Consider the following 19,581-nt stretch of genomic DNA (forward strand, 5'->3'; position numbering starts at 1 on the left):
GCCCCCTATTTCCCCGCCGCCCGCGCGGTGGTTTGCAGGGTTGCGGTCCCGCTTTGCAGCCCCGGGCTGCTGGCCTGCACCTGCACCGCCCCGGCAGCCGTACTCGTTTGCACAATGGCCACCAACTGCCCCTGAAACGCCCGCATTTGCGGCTTTTGGAAAGATTCCAGGCTGGTTGCGTCGCCGTTGCCGATGGCCCGGAAGCTGCCCGCGCCACTCACCGCGAAGCTGAGCAACTGGGCCGCGTCGGGGCAGAGGTTGCCTTGCGCATCCTCCACGCGGGCGGTCACAAAGGCGAGGTCCTTGCCATCGGCCGTGAGGGCCGTGCGGTCGGCCACCAGCCGGATGTGGTGGGGCGCGCCGGCCGTGCGTACCTCTTCGGTGGCCATGGCTTTGCCCAAGGCATCGTAGGCCACTATTTTAATGCTGCCAGGCGCATACATCACGTCGTTCCACATCAGGCGGTAGCGCGATTGGGGCTGGTTAGAAGGTCCTTTGGTCTGGCGGCCCTGGCTTTGGCCGTTCACAAATAGCTCGGCCGAAGGGTAGCTTGTGTACGCAAACACCGGCGTGGTCTGGCCTTCGCGGCCGGGCCAGGTCCAGTGCGGCAGCAGGTGCAGCGTCGGGCTGGCGGTGTTCCAGCGGGCGCGGTAGAGGTAGTACCGGTCTTTCGGTATTCCGGCCAAGTCCAGAATACCGAAGTAGGAGCTGTGCGAAGGCCATTTTTCGTCGTAAGGCGTGGGCTCGCCGAGGTAGTCGAACCCCGTCCACACAAACTCGCCCATGACGTTGGGCAGGTCATCCTGGGCGGCAAACTCCTCGTCCGGCGTTTGCGACCACACGCAGGCCTCCAGGTCGTACGACGACGACTGATTGTCCGGGTACTGCTGCTGTTTGGCGGGCACCACCGGAAACTTGTACACCCCGCGCGAACTCACCGTAGAGGCCGTTTCCGCGCCCAGCAGAAAGCCCTGCGGCAGCTGGCCCAGCGCCTCGGCGTAGCGGTGCGGCTTGTAGTTGAAACCCGGAATGTCGAGCACCGCCGCAATACCGTACTTGAAATCATCGTCGAACCGGTCCAGGCCCATGGTTACGGGCCGGGTGGGGTCTTCGCGGTGCACAATATCCTGCAAGCGCTTGGCGATGATGGGTCCGTTGGCGTTGCTCTGGTCGGGCACCTCGTTGCCGATGCTCCACATGATTACCGACGGGTTATTGCGGTAGTGGTGCACCATGTTTACCAAATCCTTCTCCGCCCACGCCTCGAAATACTGGCTGTAGCCATTCTTGACTTTCGGCGACTTCCACTCGTCAAACGACTCCGCCATCAGCATCAGGCCCATTTCGTCGCACAGGGCCACCAGCTCCGGGGCGGGCATGTTATGTGACGTCCGGATGGCATCGCAGCCCAAATCCTTAAGTAACGTCAGCTGCCGGCGCAACGCTGCCGTGTTCACCGCCGCGCCCAGCGGGCCTAAATCATGGTGGTTGCATACACCCTTAAACTTGCGCGGCTGCCCGTTCAAAGAAAAGCCCAGACCCTTCTCAAAGGTGAAGGACCGAATGCCAAACGTGGTCTTGAAGGCGTCTTTCAGCGCCTTGCCCGCATACAGCTTCGACGAAGCGGTGTAGAGTACCGGCGTTTCCGGCGACCACAGCCGCGGCTGCGGCACCGTCAGGTTCTGCTCAAAGGTCAGCCCCCTGGCCAGTGCCGTGCTGGTCGTAGCCACCACCTTGCCCGCCGCGTCGCGAATTTCGGTGTCAAGCCGCAACGGCTGGAATTTGCCGCCCGGCGTTTCCACCGTGGTTTTCAGATGCACCTTGGCCTGGGCCGTCGTGATTTCGGGTGTGGTCAGGTGAGTGCCCCACACCGGAATGTATACGTCATCGGTCACCACCAGGTGTACGTTGCGGTATAGGCCCGCGCCGGGGTACCAGCGCGAAGCTTCGGGCTGATTTTCCAGCCGTACGGCCAGCACATTGCCGTTGCCGGGCTTTATAAAGGAGGAGATGTCCAGTGAAAACGAATTGTAGCCGTACGGCCAGAACCCGACTTCCTTGCCATTCACAAAAACGTGCGCGTTGCTCATCGCCCCATCAAAGAGCAGCACCGCCCGCTGGCCCGGTCCGAAGCCCGGCACCGATAGCCGCCGCCGATACCAGCCCGTGCCGATGAACGGCAGCCCCCCCGTGCGGCCCGATTTCTGGGTGGCCTTCTGCTCCTGGTTCTGTTCAATCTTAACGACCTGCAGGTCGTTATTTCCACTAAACGGCCCCGTAATGGCCCAGTCGTGCGGTACGCTCACCGTCTGCCATTTGGCATCGGCAAAGTCCGGATTGGCCGCATTCGCTACGTCACCCTTCGAGAATTTCCAGTTCGAGTCGAGCAAATATTCGTGCCGGTGCTGAGCGGCGGCCGCAGTAGTGGTCAGCAGCAGGGCACTAGCCAGCAGTTTCTTCAGCAGCATAAGCAGGCAGGAGTAATGGGCCCGCAAGGTACGCGCCACCACCGCTACACAATCGATTATCCTGGCCTTTGCCGACTAGTACACGGTCACCCCAAAGCCCAGTTCCCGCGCCAGCTGGCGGGTTTCTTCGGCCTGCGCATCGGCCACTACGCTTACGGCGTAGGAATCGCTATCCAACGTAAGCAGCACCAGTGCTAAGCCAGCGGGCTCAAGTAATTCCTGTACGATATCAAGTGCTTCGGGGCCTTTCACGGTGTCGCGTGCAGGTTCACTGGGCCAACGGGGCCGACGCTGTGTCATCAGAATTTCGTTAATGCCGACAATCAACATCGCAGCCGTGTCTTCCCAGTCGCATTCCCAAACCAGTTCCTCGCTCAGCAGCGCATCAATTAGGGCCACGTCGCGCAGTTCCTGCACGGGCAGTTCGGCCACTATATCGCGCTCTTCCAACTCCTCGGCAAATTGCTCCTGATAAGCAGCCGGCTCATTCAGTACCAGCGCCAGCCGCTCGCTCACGCGCTGGGTCGCTTCTGTATCATTCAGGGTGAAAAGCTGCACGAAGCGGTTCAAAGTTTCTTGATTCATAAAGCGAAAAATAAAGTTTGGGAAATGAAAAAGGGCGCGACCAAAGCCGCGCCCTCTTCAAAATTATTCCTTGCAGAATAATTAGTCAGCCTGCTTGGCGTAGCGCAGCCGCTCGTTTTCGTCGAGTAGAATCTTGCGCATCCGAATCGACTTCGGCGTCACCTCCAGGTACTCATCCTTCTGGATGTATTCCATGGCTTCCTCCAGCGAAAACTGGCGCTTGGGGGTGATTTTAGCGTTGTCGTCCGTGCCCGAAGCACGCATGTTGGTCAGCTTCTTGCCTTTCTGGATGTTCACCGTCAGGTCATTGGGGCGGGTGTGCTCGCCGATAACCTGGCCGCCGTACACTTCCTCGCCCGGGTCCACGAAGAACGAGCCGCGGTCCTGCAGCTTGTCAATCGTGTAAGCCGTACCGGCACCGGTTTCCAGCGAAATCAGCGAACCAGCAATCCGGCCGGGGATGGGGCCTTTGTGCTCCTCGTAATCCACAAAGCGGTGGTTCATGATGGCCTCGCCGCCGGTGGCGGTCAGCACGTTGTTACGCAGGCCAATCAGGCCGCGCGACGGAATCGTGAACTCCAAGTGCTGCAGGTCGCCCTTGGGCTCCATGATGGTCATTTCGCCTTTGCGCATGCTCACCAGCTCGATGACTTTGCCGGCCGATTCCTCGGGCACGTCCACCACGAGTAGCTCGATGGGCTCGGTGCGCTTGCCGTGGTCGTCTTCTTTGAACAGCACCTGGGGCTGGCCCACCTGCAGCTCGTAGCCTTCGCGACGCATGGTTTCGATGAGTACCGACAAGTGCAGAATGCCGCGGCCGAACACGAGGAAAGTATCCTCTTTATCGGTGGCCTCCACGCGCAGGGCGAGGTTTTTCTCAGTCTCTTTGAACAGACGGTCCCGCAGGTGACGCGACGTCACGAACTTGCCTTCCTTCCCGAAGAACGGCGAGTTGTTGATGGTGAACAGCATGTTCATCGTCGGCTCGTCGATGCTGATGCGCTCCAATTGCTCGGGGTTGTCAGCGTCAGCCAGCGTGTCACCAATGTCGAAGCCTTCGATGCCCGACACGGCGCAGATTTCACCGCTGCTTACCGAGTCCACTTTCACGCGGCCGAGGCCTTCAAATACGTGCAGCTCGCGGATTTTTACTTTCTTGATGCTACCGTCGGCTTTCATCAGGCTCATGTTCGAGCCTTCTTTCAGCGTACCGCGGTGCACGCGGCCGATGGCAATACGACCCACGAACGACGAGTAGTCGAGCGAGGTAATCTGCATTTGGGGCGTACCGTCCAGGGTCGGTGCGGGCGGAATCGAGGAGATAACCGCGTCGAGCAACGGAATCAGGTTGTCGGTCTTCACTTTCCAGTCGGTGCTCATCCAGCCCTGCTTCGAGGAACCGTACAAGGTCACGAAATCGAGCTGGTCTTCCGAAGCGCCGAGGTTGAACATGAGGTCGAAAACCTGCTCGTGCACCTCGTCGGGGCGGCAGTTTTCCTTGTCTACTTTGTTCACCACCACGATGGGTTTCAGGCCCAGGGCAATGGCTTTGCCCAGCACGAAGCGGGTCTGCGGCATGGCGCCTTCAAAGGCATCCACGAGCAGTAGTACGCCGTCGGCCAGCTTCAACACGCGCTCTACCTCGCCGCCGAAGTCGGCGTGACCAGGGGTGTCGATGATGTTGATTTTAGTGCCGTTGTAGCGTACCGATACGTTTTTGGAAACGATGGTGATGCCGCGCTCGCGCTCCAACGGGTTGTCGTCGAGAATCAGGTCATCGAAGTGCTGGTGCGCGTCGAAAATCTTAGATGCGTGGATAATCTTATCCACCAGAGTAGTCTTGCCGTGGTCAACGTGAGCGATGATGGCAATGTTACGAATATTGTTGGCCATATGGGTTGGTTTTGCGGGTGCAAAGGTACAGATAAAAACGCGTAAAGCCTTGTGATACTCAACTCTTAACCCGAGCCCGGCTGCCGCACCCTGCCGCGCAGCCAAGCCCGTCGCCCTAAATCGATTAGCTGGGGCGTAAGGTTCCCCATGTTCGTTCGTCTGCCTCACCGACCGAACCAGGTACCGCCGCCGTATGTTGGTCACTTATCATTCAACTCATCCCCGCCATGCGCTTTTCCCTGCTTATATTACTTGTTTCGGTGCTTTCCCTCAATTCGGCCTGCTCGCAGAAGCGTGACGTGGCCCTCAACATGCCTACTGCGGCCCGTGCCACGGCTGGTAAAAGCTACCCCAAACCGCAGGCCGTAACTGGCAAGCCCGACGAATTCCCGGTGCGTAAAACCGATGCTGAGTGGAAGAAAACCCTCACGCCCGACCAATACTACATCCTGCGCGAGCAGGGCACCGAGCGCCCCTTCACTGGCAAATACCACGACAACCACGCCGCTGGCACCTACTATTGCGCTGCCGACCACAACCTGCTCTTCAACTCCGACACCAAGTTTGAGTCGGGTACCGGCTGGCCCAGTTTCTTCGCGCCGGCCACCGTTACCAGCGTAAAAGTGGCCTCCGATAATAGCTTTGGTATGAGCCGTGATGAGATTGTATGCGCTAAGTGCGGCGGCCACCTCGGCCACGTGTTCAACGATGGCCCCAAGCCTACCGGCCAGCGCTACTGCATGGATGGCAACGCCCTGGTGTTTGAGAAGAAATAAAAGAAAGACTAGTGCTTTTCTGAGAAAATTCACATTCGCAAGCTCCCCGGAAATCCAAACCGGGGGGCTTTGCGTTTGTATGGTCCTGCCTGCGCGACCTGACCCTTGTTATTCGGAGCGTACGTATCTTGGTTAGTCCTATTTTGTCTTTATTTATTTACTCATGGAAAACTCCCGCGATTCCATTCAGTACCTGCAACAGGCCGTGGAGCCTACGCGCCAGCAGCTACTCAACAATAGCATATACCAACGCCTCGAAACGCTGGCCGACCTGCGGCGCTTTATGGAGCACCATGTGTTCGCGGTGTGGGATTTTATGTCGCTCCTGAAAACGTTGCAGCGTGACTTAACCTGCGTGGCCGTCCCGTGGGTGCCATCACCTAATCCGGCTACGCGTCGCCTCATCAACGAAATTGTGTTGGGCGAAGAATCTGATATTGACCCCGCCGGCCGGCCCACCAGCCATTTCGAGCTCTATGTGCAGGCTATGGAGGAATGTGGGGCCAACACCGCGCCCATCCGGCGGCTGGTAGCAGCCATCGCGGCGGGTCGCACCGTTGGCCAGGCGCTCACCGAGGCGCAGGCCCCCGCCTCGGTGCGCGAGTTTGTCGAAACCACGTTTGATATTATTAATTCGGGCCAGCCGCACGCTGTGGCCTCCGCTTTCACCTTCGGCCGCGAGGATTTGATTCCGGCCATGTTCCGCCAGCTGGTGGGCGAGTTGCGCGAACGGTTTCCGGGCCAGCTCGACACGTTCGTGTATTACCTCGACCGCCACATCGAACTCGATGAGGAAGTTCATGCCCCCATGGCCGAGCAAATGGTGCGCGAGCTTTGCGGCGACGACCCCATTCGCTGGCAGGAGTGCCAACAAGTAGCCGTGCGCTGCCTCGAATCCCGCATGGTGCTTTGGGATGGCATCGTGCCAGTAGGCGTTTCCTTCCTCCCGGCCTAACGACGCCAACCCCAAGGCCGTAGCCTTCGTTTCAAGCAGGCTGCCCACTCCGGCAGCCTGTTTTGCTTTTTGCGATGTATTCCTTCCTTTCTTCTCGGTTGAGTTTAAGCATGAGCGCGTTGCTGGCCGGCAGCTTGGCTGCCTGCTCGGTTTCAGACCAGGTATCCGAAACGGCTACGCCCAGCGCCACGCCCACCGAAGTGCGCACCGACGCCGACCGCCGTGCCCTCTACAACAGCAATGGAGTATCCAGCCGCAACGGCTACCCGGTGCCCGATGCCACGCCCAACCGTGTGCGTCTAGGCGAGCAGGCTGCCGCCATCAATCGCGAAAAGCGCATTGAGAACGTTAATACCAACGACCCCAATAACACTACTTCCGAACTTCGAATGAAGCGCCTCAACTATGATGCGCCCATTCCCCTTGACACTGTACGCCCCCGGTAAAGTAGCCAATCGGCTTACACAGAAAAGCCCGCAGCCATTAACTGGTTGCGGGCTTTTCCGTGCCGGTAAGCAGGGTTAGCTATTCGCTGACCTCGCCGGTGCTTGGGCTATCGGCCGAGTTCAGCAGGCCGCTGGCTTCGGTTGCGGTCGCCGGGGTTGCCGGGGTGTTGCGCTTGGGAGCCGGTTTAGCGGCCGGCTTGGCCGCTGGCTTTTTCGCGGTGCTGCGGGGTGTAGCAGCCGGAGCTGGCGCTTCGGTAGCTACCGAAGTATCGGCAGCGGCAGTGTTGGTGGCCAGGGCAGCTTGGTTGCGAGGCTTGGGGCCGCGCTTGGCGCCGGTGGCGGGTTTAGCTGCGGCTTTAGCGCCGGGCTTGGGACCGCGCTTGCCCGGGGTGGCAGCCGCAGCAGCATCGTCGTCGTTGCGGGAAGCGCGGGACTTGCGCGGGGTGCCGTCCTTGTTCAGGGTAGGGCCCTTTTTGCTGCCGCGCTTGCCTTTTCCAGCGGATGCTTCGGTGGTCGAAGCGGCCGCGCCGTTGTCGGTAGTGGGGGTGCCGGCTACCGAGTCGTAGTGACGCACAATGGTGTGCAAGGCCTGCTCAAACATGCGCTCCGTATCGCCGTCGAGGCGGCGCGTCGCTTCCTTCACCACTTCCTTCAGCTTGGCCTTCGTTTCTTTGCGAATGCGCGACACCACTTCATTCATGCGGCTGTTCAGCTCTTTTTGCAGCTGCTTAGCCGCCGACTTCAGCGATTTCTTCTGGCTGGCTTTTTTGCTGGCACGGTCGTCTTTTAGTTCGGTCGTCGCGCGGCCGGCTTTTTTGGTCGATTTGCGTGCGGCTTTTTCTTCCGTCGTGCGCTTGGGGGATTTTTCGGCTTTAACCGGAGAAGCAGGTTTTTTCATCTGAAAAAAAATGGTTAGTGACGGGTGATGGAAAGGAAGAATGTCGCAATGAAAACGCGTTATTTTTATTTCGACGTGCTCAAATATAAAATCATTTCTGCGTCAAACGGTTTGCTTGGTTTTTTTGTTGATTTAGTTCTGCTCTTTTTTCATCGTTTATTTGTGCGAAGGAATAGTAGCACTGTTTTTTTAACCAAAAACAGTTCGTTCATTTCCATTCGTTTACTTACTAGTTTATATGCCAGTTATCCCTGAGCGCTACACTGTTACCGCTGCGTTGCCCTATGCCAATGGTCCCGTGCACATCGGCCATCTGGCCGGCGTTTATTTGCCCGCCGACATTTATGTGCGCTACCTGCGCTCAGCTGGTCGCGACGTAAAATTTATTTGCGGCTCCGACGAACATGGCGTTCCCATCACCATTCGTGCGCAGAAAGAAGGCGTTACCCCGCAGCAGGTGGTCGATAAATACCACGCCTTGATTCGCGATTCGTTCAAAGATTTTAACGTTTCGTTCGATGTGTATTCGCGCACCTCTTCGCCTACGCACGCCGAGGTTTCCAGCGAGTTTTTTACCAAGCTGAACAACGAAGGCAAATTCATTGAGCAGACTACTCAGCAATATTTCGACGAAAAAGCGCAGCAATTTCTGGCTGACCGCTACATCGTGGGTACCTGCCCTAATTGCGGCAACGAAAATGCCTACGGCGACCAGTGTGAGCGTTGCGGCACCTCGCTCAGCCCGACGGAGCTAATTAATCCGCGCTCTATGCTGAGTGGCGCGCAGCCGGTTTTACGCGATACCAGGCACTGGTTTCTGCCCCTCGACCAATACGAGCCCTGGCTGCGCGAATGGATAATTGAAGGCCATAAAAACGATTGGAAAACCAACGTCTATGGGCAATGCAAATCCTGGATTGACCAGGGCCTGCACCCCCGCGCCGTAACCCGCGACCTCGACTGGGGCGTGCCCGTACCGGTGCCCGGGGCCGAGGGCAAAGTGCTTTACGTATGGTTCGATGCGCCCATCGGCTATATCTCGGCTACTAAAGAGGCCTTCCCCGAGGAGTGGGAGCTATACTGGAAAGATGCCGGCTCGAAGCTGGTGCATTTTATTGGCAAGGATAATATCGTTTTCCACTGCATTATTTTTCCGGTGATGCTGAAGGCGCACGGCGAATTTATTTTGCCGGATAATGTGCCTGCCAACGAATTTCTGAACCTCGAAGGTGATAAAATTAGCACTTCGCGCAACTGGGCCGTGTGGCTGCACGAATACCTCGCCGATTTCCCCGGTCAGGCCGACGTGCTACGCTATGTGCTGTGCGCCAACGCGCCCGAAACGAAAGACAACGATTTCACCTGGAAAGATTTTCAGGCTCGCAACAACAACGAGCTGGTTGCCACGCTCGGTAATTTCGTGAATCGTGCCGCGGTGCTCACGCATAAATTCTTCGAAGGCCGCGTGCCCGAGTTAGGTGAGTTAGTGGGCATCGACCAGGATGCTTTTGCGCAGTTAGCCGACTTTCCCGCCAAAATAGGCGCGCTGATTGAAAATTACCGTTTCCGTGATGCGCTGGCTGAAGTAATTAATCTGGCGCGCCTTGGCAATAAGTACCTGGCCGAAACGCAGCCCTGGCACCTCATCAAAACCGATGCCGCACGTACCGGTACGGTCCTGAATGTGTCGCTGCAAATTGCCGCGAGCCTGGCCCCGTTGCTGGAGCCTTTCCTGCCCGAGTCGGCGCAGAAGCTGGCTACCATGCTCAATTTGCCGCTGGGCAACTGGGCCAGTGCCGGCCGTTCCGATGCGCTCGTAGCCGGCCACCAGCTGCAGGAAGCCGCGCTGCTGTTCGGCAAAATTGAAGATGCCGTTGTTGAAACCCAGGTGCAAAAACTGCTCGATACCAAAAAGGAAAACCAATTAGCCAACACGCCGGTGGCGCCGGCTAAAGCCGATATTTCTTTCGATGATTTTGGGCAGATGGATTTGCGCATTGGCACCATCACCGCCGCTGAAAAGGTGGCCAAAACCAAAAAACTGCTTAAGCTTACCGTCGACCTGGGCCTGGAGGAGCGCACCATCGTGAGCGGTATCGCCGAGCATTTCGTCCCCGAAGCCCTTATTGGCCAGCAGGTGCAGGTATTGCTCAACCTCGCGTCCCGCGAAATCAAAGGAATCCAAAGCCAGGGCATGCTGCTGATGGCCGAAAATGCCGACGGCAGCCTAGCGCTGATGCAGCCCGGCAAGCCCGTGCGCAATGGCAGCGGCGTGGCGTAGGAAAGGCGGGTTGACATAAACCAGAACGTCATGCTGAGCCTGGCGAAGCATCTCTAGCGCAATAGTAAAGTCAATTACTTGTGCAGTAGGGATACTTCGCCAGGCTCAGCATGACGTTCTGGTTTATATTTTTTATAAGCAGGCCTACTTCACGTTCACGATATTCATCGCCCGTTCCAAACCCATTGCGCCGAATGCCAAAACGGCCTCCGCCGCCTTTTCAATGCGCGTGGGTAATTCGATTAATTCGTCGCCCGAAAAAGGGTCCAGTACATAATCAACTTGGCGGCCTTTGGGGAAATTAGCATCCACGCCGAAGCGCAGGCGGGCGTACACATCGCTGCCGAGCGTGGCCTGAATATCCTTCAGCCCGTTATGGCCGCCGGCCGAGCCTTGGCCCTTCAGCCGCAACTTACCAAAGGGGAGGGCCAGGTCGTCGGTGACAGCTATCATATTTTCGGCCGTAATTTTTAGTGTGGCCAGCCAGTGGGCGGCCGCTTTGCCGCTCAGGTTCATGTAGGTGGTGGGCTTCACCAGTACGTAGTGGTGGCCTTTGTGCTTAAACTCGGTGGTGAAGGCATGGCGGCCAATTTCGAAGCGGGGCGCGTCAAACTTCGCCGCCAGATAATCGGCCACCATGAAGCCGATATTGTGGCGGGTGTCGGCGTATTCGGGACCAATGTTGCCCAGGCACAGGACGAGAAATTTCATATTAATCAACGAAGAGTTGCCGGCTAAAGCGCGGCGCGTAGTAAGGAAACTAAAAAGCCGCCCCAAAATTGGAGCGGCTTTTCGTATTTGTCCGAATATTCCCGAAAGCCGGGTACATCGCGGGCAAAAAAATTACTTGCCAGCGGCCAACTCGCCTTTCAGGGCACGTGGGATGGTGATGGTGGCGATGGGAGCCTCGGCGCTGGTGAGGATGGTGTAACCCTTCGGCTCCACGGCACCTACCTTGATGGATTTGCCCAGCTCCATGGTGCTGATGTTCACTTCCACGTAGTCGGGGAGGTTGTCCATCGTGGCCCGCACGCGCACTTTGCGCAGCTTGCTCACCAGTTTGCCACCGGCCAATACGCCGGGCGACACGCCGATGTACTTCACGGGGATATCCATTTTCACCTCTTTGCCGTCTTCCAACTCGAGGAAGTCAACGTGGAGGAGCATTTCGTTTACGGGGTGGAACTGCGTATCCTGCACAATCGCCTTATACAGGGTGCCTTCCACGTTCAGGTCCACAATGTGTGCCTCCGGCGTGTACAACAGTTCGCGGAACAGGATAGCGGGCACGGAGAAGTGCACGGTATCGGTGCCGCCATACAATACGCACGGTACTTGAGCGTCGAGGCGCAATGCCTTGGCGTCCGTTTTACCGAGATTCGCTCTTTTAAACCCTACAATCTCGAGGCTTTTCATAAAAGTGGTTTTTGAGAAGATAAAAAATGGCCCGTTTGCTGCCGGAATTAGCGGCAAACGGGCCGCAAAGGTACGGGCGCTGAGGATAATATCCTACGGTGCCCCGGCAGCAAAGGCCAGACTGCCAAAAAAGCGGTGCACATCTTCGAGCGCGCCTGCCTCCTGGGGCAGCGAATACGTGCAGTACAGCACGTATAAATGGTTTTCACGCAGTAGCCAAATCAGCTCCAGCAGCGCGGGCAACTGATGGAACTCATCCACTCCCTGGTAGAGGCGATGATTGGCCAGGCGGTCGGGCGAGGCGGGCAACTGTACTGGTCGAGCCACCTGAAACTTGGGTTTGGCAAAGAATTCCATGCGCTGCCGCATCAGGTCGAGCAGGAGCTGGTCGATGGCCCGTGAACTCGACCGGTTAGGGGCGGGCAACTCCTCGGGTTCCAGGGCGAGGGCCAGGGCGTAGAATTGGTTGTCGGAAGTGCCGGTGTGGTAGAATACCAGCGGACTGTCGGCCTCGGGCATGGGCTGCGAACTGGCGTAGGGCAACTGCACCGAAGCCGTCGAATCGAGCCAGACAGTGTGCCAGGCAAAGGCATCGTCGGCCTGCGCGTGCGCCGCCTCCGACAGCCCCAGCAAGCCTGGCAGCAAGAGCACACCAAGAACCCGGAAGAATTTCATTGCAGAAAGAAGAAATAGCGAAAGTTGCCGGCAAGCTACTGGGTGCGCCAAAGCCAGCCGTTTCAATTTCGGCCAACGGACCATTCCGGCCCGCCAGTAGCCCCCGCGTCTCGGTACCGGCGTTTGGGACCGTTGGGACGGCGCCGGGGAACGGCCGCGCCGCTACAATAGCGGCTGGCGCTAAAATCGCCTCAACTGTATCGTGCTGAAATACTTCTGCTTTCCCTGGCGGTAATCTTCGCCATCGGGGTCCGTAGCAGTACAGAGGAAGAAATAAACGACGCCATTCAGCTCGAACCACCGCACCTCCAGTAGTACTGCTTGGCCACGCTGGCCCCGCCCGCCCTCCGCATCCCTAAAACCAGCCCGACACAGCTGGTAAGGTGCAAAAAATGGAGCATGCCGGTAAGTTAGTTGCCAGTTGGCACGCTCTTCAGCTGTTCCTGCACCACGGCCTGCGCCTGCATCCGGTCATTCAGCACCCGCAGATATTGGCGGGCTTGCGAATTGTTGCAGGTGAACGCTGCTTTTTTGGCCCAGTCCAGCGCCCCCGACAGGTCGCCGCGCACCTCGCTGGCCACGGCCAGGTTATAAAAGGCGCGGCCGGCAACCTTAGGGTCGAGCTGGCGAGCCGATTGTTGCCAGAGCGTCGAGGCCCCGGCCCAGTCGCCGGCCTCGGCTCGCTGGGCGGCTTCCTTCATGCGGGCATCTTTTTTGGCCGTGGTGAAGTAGTCCCGGTTCAGGTCGATGTAGGAAGGAGCGATGCGACGGGCGTAGCCATCGCCAGCGTGCTGGGCCACCCGGCGAATGCATTCCTCGGGCGGTGGCAGCTGGCGCAGGGCGGCGGGGTACGTATCGCCGTTGCCACTGAACACCAGCTGGTCTTCCTGCCGGGCCTGGTCAAGCACGAAGCCCTGGGCTACGCCGTAGGTCCGGAACCCGGTCACGATTTTCATCACCATTTCGACGTGTACGGTAGGTATCTGGTGCTCCTTCCCTTCCTTGTCTTTATAAGTGCGGGTGCCGGTGGTATGCGTCAACAGCATGTCGGAATCGAAGGCTTCGAGCACTACCAGCCCGTCGACCTGGGTGCGGCGGCATAGCTCCTGCACGTAGCGCGGAGCCAGCGGCGGCAGAAAAAATTCGCGGCTACGGCCCAATAGCTGGAGCTGCGCCTGCGTTACCCTAAAGCGGTAGCTGTTGTTGGCCAGGGCCTGGCCCACCACGTTCACGCACTCGTCGGCCCCGGCGCGGTCCACGCCAATGCCTTCGCCGGTGAAGGCTCCTTCCAGCACGTCGAAAAATTTATCGCGGCGCGACTCGGGAATAATGCGGTTGGCCGTGGCCACGCTTTGCAGGTTGGCCGGCATGGGCACCGCCGCCGGAGCCAGGGCCCTGATATGCACTGTGGAGGCGCAGGCGCTCAGCAGCAGCGCGGCCAAAAGCGTGAGGGCGGAAGCGTAAAAATTGTTCATCACGTTTGCAGAAAAAAGTTCCAATCAGGAAGCCCTTTCTACAAAATTGTGCCAAAGTTCGGTGTTCCCGGCGAATAGAGCATTTCGTACTATTCGCCGGGAACGCCGGCTACACGAACAGCGAGCTGATGCTCTCGTGCGTTACCACGTTGCGGATGGCGGCGGCAAAAAGCGGGGCCAGCGAAATCACCCGAACTTTCTCGTTTTCCTGAGCCAGCGGAATCGTATCGGTCGTAATCAGCTCCGTTAGGGCCGAGGCGCGAATGCGGTCGTGGGCCGGGCCGCTGAGTAGCGGGTGCGTCACGACGGCGCGTACCGAGCGGGCTCCGCGCTCCATCACCAGCTCGGCGGCTTTGCAGATGGTGCCGGCCGTGTCCACCATGTCATCCACGAACACTACATCCATGCCTTTCACGTCGCCGATTACCTGCATCGAGGCAATCTCATTGGCCCGTACCCGCATCTTATCGCAGACCACGATTTCAGCCCCGAATTTTTTGGCGAAGGCGCGGGTGCGCACTACGCCGCCCACGTCGGGTGAGGCAAAAATCAGGTTTTCTAGGTTCAGCGACTTGATGTAAGGAGCCAGCACGGTGGCTCCGTCGAGGTGGTCGACGGGAATATCAAAGAAGCCCTGGATTTGGCCGGCATGCAGGTCGACGGTCATCAGACGGTCGGTACCTACGCTCTGGATGATGTTGGCAACCACTTTGGCCCCGATGCTTACGCGGGGCTTATCCTTGCGGTCTTGCCGGGCGTAGCCCATGTAGGGCATTACGATAACGACTTTGTGAGCAGATGCGCGCTTGGCGGCGTCCACCATCAGCATCAGCTCCATGAGGTGCTCGGCCGGGGGGAAGGTGCTTTGCACAAGAAACACCTCGCAGCCGCGGATGCTCTCGTCGAAGCTCGGCCCCATTTCGTTGTCGGCGAAGCGCTGGAGGGTAAGGTCGCCGAGGGTGGTACCGTAGGCGGCGGCGATTTTTTCGCCGAGCTCACGCGAGGCGCTGCCAGCGAATATTTTGACCTGTTTCATTGGGGAAGGTACTGATTTTGTGCGGCTAGCGTTGGCTGGCACCGCACGGACGATGGATGGAATAGCGGCTTAAACACGGCAAGCGAAGGCCTGCCGTACGGGCCAGAAAAGCGAAAGGCGCTGACCACTCCGGAAATTGGAGAAGCCAGCGCCTTTTCAGTTACTCGAGCTTTGTCGTTGTCCGACCAGGGCTCGAACCTGGACTTTCTTGAATCAAAATCAAGCGTGTTGCCAGTTACACCATCGGACAATTTCCCGGGGGCTACGTGCCGTTTGGGAGTGCAAAGGTACATGCGGAATGATTCGAGGCAAGGGTTTGGAGAAAAAAATCCGTAAAAAATTTAGCCCGGATATGACCCGAAATGTCGCTTGAATTCGCTAGGGGCTGATATTCACCCCCTAACTCCCGGGCTTTATGGCTGGGGCAGGGGGCGGGGCTGCAATGGATTGGGGTTGGAAAAACGGGGTTTGGACCGTAATTTTGCGGCCTGAAAAGAGCATCAACTTCATCATAAATACAAGCAAATGGCCAATACCGGCAAAATCACTCAGGTCATCGGCCCCGTCGTTGACGTGAGCTTCGCGGGAGAAAACACGAAGCTGCCCAACATCCTCGACGCCCTCGAAGTAACCAAAGAGAACGGCCAGGTGGTAGTGCTGGAATGCCAGCAGCACCTGGGCGAGGACCGGGTTCGGACCATTGCCATGGACTCGACCGAGGGCCTGGCCCGCGGCGCGGAAGTGCGCGACCTGGGTACGCCCATCTCGATGCCGACCGGCGACGGCGTGAAAGGCCGCCTGTTCAATGTTATTGGCCAGGCGATTGACGGCATTCCGCAGCCCAAGAGTGGCGAGCGGCTGTCCATTCACCGCAATGCCCCGGCGTTTGAAGAGCTGGCAACGTCGTCGGAGGTATTCTTCACCGGCATTAAGGTTATCGACTTGCTGGCTCCTTATGTAAAGGGTGGCAAGATTGGGTTGTTCGGGGGTGCCGGCGTGGGCAAAACCGTACTGATTCAGGAGCTCATCAACAACGTGGCCAAAGCCTACGAAGGTCTGTCGGTGTTTGCTGGCGTGGGCGAGCGGACCCGCGAGGGCAACGACTTGCTGCGCGAATTCATCGAATCCAACATCATTCTCTACGGCGATGCCTTCAAGCATTCGATGGAAGAAGGTGGCTGGGACCTGAGCAAGGTGGACATGGAAGCGATGGAAAAATCGCAGGCTACCCTCGTGTTCGGCCAGATGAACGAGCCTCCCGGAGCCCGCGCTCGCGTGGCCCTGTCGGGCCTCACCATTGCCGAGAGCTTCCGCGATGGCGACGGCACCGGTGCCGGCCGCGACATCCTGTTCTTCATCGACAACATTTTCCGTTTCACGCAGGCGGGTTCGGAAGTTTCGGCTCTGCTGGGCCGGATGCCTTCGGCCGTGGGTTACCAGCCCACGCTGGCTACCGAAATGGGTGCCATGCAGGAGCGCATTACTTCGACCAAGCGCGGTTCAATTACCTCGGTACAGGCCGTTTATGTGCCTGCCGACGACTTGACTGACCCGGCCCCGGCCAACACCTTTGCCCACTTGGACGCCACGACGGTACTAAGCCGCAAAATCGCCGAGCTGGGCATCTACCCGGCCGTTGACCCGCTGGACTCGACCTCGCGCATCCTGTCGGCCGACATCCTCGGCGACGAGCACTATAACACCGCCCAGCGCGTGAAAGAATTGCTCCAGCGCTACAAGGAATTGCAGGACATCATCGCCATTCTGGGTATGGATGAGCTGTCGGAAGAGGACAAGCAGGTCGTGAACCGCGCCCGTCGCGTGCAGCGTTTCCTGTCGCAGCCCTTCTTCGTGGCCGAGCAGTTTACCGGCCTCAAAGGAGTGCTGGTTGACATCAAAGACACCATCAAAGGTTTCAACGAAATCATCGACGGCAAGTATGACCACCTGCCCGAGGCCGCTTTCAACCTGGTTGGTAACATCGAGGATGCCGTAGCCAAAGGCGAGCGCCTGATTGCGGAAGCCAAATAATTATTTTAGTGGTTAATGGTTAGTGGTCAATGATTGGTGCTTTTTGCAAGCCTGACAAATGCCATTAACCATTAATCACTAACCGTTAACCATTGAAATCGTGCATTTAGAAATCATCACCCCCGACCGCAAGGTTTTCGAAGGCGAAGTGACAGCGGCCCAGTTTCCGGGGGCTGATGGCTCGTTTGAAGTGCTGAACAACCACGCCCCGCTCATCGCGGCCCTGAAGGCCGGCGACGTGACCCTGACGGGCGGTGCCGGGGGCCGTGAGGTTATCCGCATCGAAGGCGGCGTAGTGGAAGTACTGCGCAATAATGTGATTGTGCTGGCCGAAGGCGCAGTAGCCTAATCTGCTGCTGAAGGATAAAGCCGCCTGAAAACTAAAAAATCCCCGTGACGGCAAACGTCATGGGGATTTTTTATGCGTATTCGGAATCAATACGTTACTTTGCAGTACAATTTATTCTTCTTTACTTACTGCAAAAATGGTACAACGAATTCTCTGGGTAGTAATCCTCTGGGTGGGGATGAGCAGCTGGGTGCTGGCCGACGGGTTTCGGGAGCAGTTTCGGGCGGCTTTCAAAGCCGGCGATTTGGCCGGAGCCGAGAAAGTGCTGACCGATTGGGAGAAAGCCACCCCCAAGGACCCGGACCTGTACGTGGCCCGTTTCAACTTTTTGCTGAACAAGGCCACCAAGCGCACGCCGGTGCCGACGCAGCCAGTGGCCCAGGGCCAGGCCCCGCGTCCGCAGGCGGTGGTAGTGAGCTACGACCCGGCCACCATGGCCCAGGCGGCGGCGGTGCTGAAGCAAGGCATTGCCCTGGCCCCCGAGCGGCTGGATATGCGCATGGGCTTGGCCAAAAGCTACGAAATGGCGGGCCAGCCCGCGCCGCTAATCCAAACGATACGCGAAGCGCTGGAGGCCCGCAAAAACGGTGGGAAGCCGTGGCTGTGGCGCGACGGCGCACCCCTGCCCGCCCCCGAAAATGCGTTTGTACCGGCCGCCATCGAGCCTTTTGCCAGCGCCTATTGGAAGCAGCCCGGCGACAAAGGCCTCGAGAATGGCCGCCCCATCGCGGAATTGATGGAGCAGTATTTCCCGCAGAACTCGCTGGGCTATTTCAATATGGGGGTGTACTACGCCCACCTGCACAAAACGCAGGAGTCGTACGAGAAGATGCAGCAGGCTGACGCCCTCGACCCGAATGATATTTCGACGCTGATGAACCTGACCCGCATGGCCATTGAGCTGAAAGAAAAGGACAAAGCTAAAGCCTACCAGGAGCGCCTGCGCAAGCTGCCCAACGGCGGGCCGGCGGCCGACAGCTTCGCCAGCGCTATGCAAAAACTGTAGCCACGGCCCGGCAGCTACTTCGAAATGCCTTTCTCCGTTGGGGAAAGGCTTTTTGGTTTTGGGCGGCGGCCAGCCAAAATGTGCCCCAGCCGTATAGCCTTGCATCCGGGCCACGATGGCCCTCGATTCCCTATGCAAAAACCGTTTAATTTATACGCCGCCGTCGAGAATATTTACACGCCCCGGCAGCGCTACGTGCTGTTGGTCGCTTCGCTGCTCGGCCTTGCTGCCCTCATGCTGCTGGGATTGGCGCAGTACCTCACGGCGTTCTTGGCCGCGGGCATTCTGTTCGTGGTGTTTCGGCCGTGGTGGGTGGCGCTGGTGCACAAGCGGCGCTGGAATGCGCGGCTGGTCACCATCGGGATTCTGTTGATTACGGTGGTGGTGCTCGTGATTCCGTTCTATTCGTTGAGTTCGCTGCTGCTCGACCGGCTCATTACGTTCGCCAAGAACCCTGACCAGATAATGGAAGTGGTGCACAAGGTGGAAAAGGCCACCGGCTTCAAGATTGCCGAGCAGTTGAACGTGCGGCAGCTGCTGCTGCAGTCCGGCGCGAAGGTGAGTGGCTGGCTGCCCACGCTGGCCAGCAGCGCCCTCAATTTTTTGGTGATTGTGGGTCTGATGCTGTTCACGATGTACTACATGTTCATGCAGGAAACGTACTTTATGCTGGGGCTGCACCGCTACCTGCCGTTTCGCAATGAGACGCTGGAGGACCTGGGCGAGTCGTTGAAAAACAACGTGAATGCCAACGTGCTGGGTCAGGTGGTGGTGGCGCTGGTGCAAAGCATTCTGACCGGCCTGACGCTGTGGATATTTGGGGTGCCCGATGCGCTATTTTGGGGCGTGGTGGCATTTTTTATGGCGTTTCTGCCGGTGTTGGGTACGCCACTGGTGTGGGGCCCGGCGGCGCTTTACCAGTTTTCGCAGGGCCACAACGGGCAGGCCATTGGTATTCTGCTGGTGGGCTTCATCATCATTATCAACGTGGATAACGTGCTGCGCATCATGCTGGCCAAGCGCATGGGCGACATTCATCCGCTCGTGACGCTCGTGGGGCTGGTTCTGGGCGTGGAGATTTTTGGGTTGATTGGACTGGTGGTGGGTCCGCTGCTGGTATCGTACTTTTTGGTGCTGATGGAGGTGTTCCGGCGCGAGAACCGGGCGCACCAGCTGGCGCAGGCAGGTGCGGAGCCCGCGGCGGTGCGGACGCCGCTGCCCGGCGAGCCCGTTTCGGAATCGTAGGCGGCCGAACGTGGGTTCCGAAGCCCCGCTTCGGGCCTGAGCCCAA

The 19,581-nt window shown here is 58.4% G+C and carries 17 protein-coding genes and 1 tRNA gene; 8 read left to right on the forward strand and 10 right to left on the reverse strand.

Annotation, left to right across the window (positions count from 1 at the left end):
* Positions 1-5: 5 nt before the first annotated feature.
* The 3 genes from galB to typA form a co-directional block, all read right to left on the reverse strand.
* Positions 6-2,468 carry a beta-galactosidase GalB gene (gene galB, locus ABIB44_RS16410; protein WP_354585750.1) on the reverse strand — a complete coding sequence of 821 codons (2,463 nt, stop codon included), beginning with the start codon at positions 2,466-2,468 and terminating at the stop codon, positions 6-8.
* A 75-nt stretch (positions 2,469-2,543) separates the two neighbouring features.
* On the reverse strand, positions 2,544-3,053 hold the full coding sequence (locus tag ABIB44_RS16415; protein ID WP_354585751.1) for a DUF6630 family protein: 510 nt from the start codon (positions 3,051-3,053) through the stop codon (positions 2,544-2,546).
* Between the two features lie 81 nt (positions 3,054-3,134).
* Positions 3,135-4,946 carry a translational GTPase TypA gene (typA, locus tag ABIB44_RS16420; RefSeq protein WP_354585752.1) on the reverse strand — a complete coding sequence of 604 codons (1,812 nt, stop codon included), beginning with the start codon at positions 4,944-4,946 and terminating at the stop codon, positions 3,135-3,137.
* A gap of 227 nt (positions 4,947-5,173) precedes the next feature.
* On the opposite strand from typA, the gene msrB reads away from it, so the two are divergent.
* From msrB to ABIB44_RS16435, 3 genes are all read left to right on the forward strand, one after another.
* Complete coding sequence (msrB, locus tag ABIB44_RS16425) at positions 5,174-5,722, forward strand: peptide-methionine (R)-S-oxide reductase MsrB (protein ID WP_354585753.1); 549 nt, start codon at positions 5,174-5,176, stop codon at positions 5,720-5,722.
* Between the two features lie 163 nt (positions 5,723-5,885).
* Complete coding sequence (locus ABIB44_RS16430) at positions 5,886-6,677, forward strand: DUF3050 domain-containing protein (RefSeq protein ID WP_354585754.1); 792 nt, start codon at positions 5,886-5,888, stop codon at positions 6,675-6,677.
* A gap of 110 nt (positions 6,678-6,787) precedes the next feature.
* Positions 6,788-7,123 (forward strand): hypothetical protein, encoded by a 336-nt coding sequence (locus tag ABIB44_RS16435; RefSeq protein WP_354585755.1) that lies wholly within the window; start codon positions 6,788-6,790, stop codon positions 7,121-7,123.
* A gap of 79 nt (positions 7,124-7,202) precedes the next feature.
* Here ABIB44_RS16435 and ABIB44_RS16440 read toward each other — a convergent pair whose 3' ends face one another.
* A complete protein-coding gene (locus ABIB44_RS16440; RefSeq protein WP_354585756.1) occupies positions 7,203-8,021 on the reverse strand; it encodes a hypothetical protein in 819 nt (272 codons plus the stop codon).
* A gap of 238 nt (positions 8,022-8,259) precedes the next feature.
* Between ABIB44_RS16440 and metG the strand changes: the two genes are divergently transcribed.
* On the forward strand, positions 8,260-10,302 hold the full coding sequence (gene metG, locus ABIB44_RS16445) for a methionine--tRNA ligase (RefSeq protein ID WP_354585757.1): 2,043 nt from the start codon (positions 8,260-8,262) through the stop codon (positions 10,300-10,302).
* Positions 10,303-10,446: 144 nt separating this feature from the next.
* Here the strand turns inward: metG and pth are convergent, their stop codons facing one another.
* The 6 genes from pth to ABIB44_RS16475 form a co-directional block, all read right to left on the reverse strand.
* On the reverse strand, positions 10,447-11,013 hold the full coding sequence (gene pth / locus ABIB44_RS16450; protein ID WP_354585758.1) for an aminoacyl-tRNA hydrolase: 567 nt from the start codon (positions 11,011-11,013) through the stop codon (positions 10,447-10,449).
* A 132-nt stretch (positions 11,014-11,145) separates the two neighbouring features.
* Positions 11,146-11,718 carry a 50S ribosomal protein L25/general stress protein Ctc gene (locus tag ABIB44_RS16455; protein WP_354585759.1) on the reverse strand — a complete coding sequence of 191 codons (573 nt, stop codon included), beginning with the start codon at positions 11,716-11,718 and terminating at the stop codon, positions 11,146-11,148.
* A gap of 93 nt (positions 11,719-11,811) precedes the next feature.
* Positions 11,812-12,393, reverse strand: coding sequence for a hypothetical protein (locus ABIB44_RS16460; protein ID WP_354585760.1), 582 nt, complete (start codon positions 12,391-12,393; stop codon positions 11,812-11,814).
* 410 nt (positions 12,394-12,803) lie between these two features.
* On the reverse strand, positions 12,804-13,868 hold the full coding sequence (locus ABIB44_RS16465) for a DUF6340 family protein (protein ID WP_354585761.1): 1,065 nt from the start codon (positions 13,866-13,868) through the stop codon (positions 12,804-12,806).
* A 109-nt stretch (positions 13,869-13,977) separates the two neighbouring features.
* A complete protein-coding gene (locus ABIB44_RS16470; RefSeq protein ID WP_354585762.1) occupies positions 13,978-14,904 on the reverse strand; it encodes a ribose-phosphate pyrophosphokinase in 927 nt (308 codons plus the stop codon).
* A gap of 177 nt (positions 14,905-15,081) precedes the next feature.
* Positions 15,082-15,154 (reverse strand) — tRNA-Gln (locus tag ABIB44_RS16475).
* A gap of 275 nt (positions 15,155-15,429) precedes the next feature.
* Between ABIB44_RS16475 and atpD the strand changes: the two genes are divergently transcribed.
* The 4 genes from atpD (at position 15,430) to ABIB44_RS16495 (ending at position 19,535) form a co-directional block, all read left to right on the forward strand.
* The gene (gene atpD / locus ABIB44_RS16480) at positions 15,430-16,935 is read left to right on the forward strand and encodes a F0F1 ATP synthase subunit beta (RefSeq protein ID WP_354585763.1); all 1,506 of its coding nucleotides are present in this window, start codon (positions 15,430-15,432) and stop codon (positions 16,933-16,935) included.
* Positions 16,936-17,035: 100 nt separating this feature from the next.
* A complete protein-coding gene (gene atpC / locus ABIB44_RS16485; protein ID WP_354585764.1) occupies positions 17,036-17,284 on the forward strand; it encodes an ATP synthase F1 subunit epsilon in 249 nt (82 codons plus the stop codon).
* Positions 17,285-17,420: 136 nt separating this feature from the next.
* Positions 17,421-18,290 (forward strand): tetratricopeptide repeat protein, encoded by an 870-nt coding sequence (locus tag ABIB44_RS16490; protein ID WP_354585765.1) that lies wholly within the window; start codon positions 17,421-17,423, stop codon positions 18,288-18,290.
* A gap of 132 nt (positions 18,291-18,422) precedes the next feature.
* Positions 18,423-19,535 (forward strand): AI-2E family transporter, encoded by a 1,113-nt coding sequence (locus ABIB44_RS16495; protein WP_354585766.1) that lies wholly within the window; start codon positions 18,423-18,425, stop codon positions 19,533-19,535.
* Positions 19,536-19,581 lie beyond the last annotated feature (46 nt).

This window comes from Hymenobacter sp. UYCo722, assembly GCF_040547115.1.
GTDB lineage: Bacteria > Bacteroidota > Bacteroidia > Cytophagales > Hymenobacteraceae > Hymenobacter.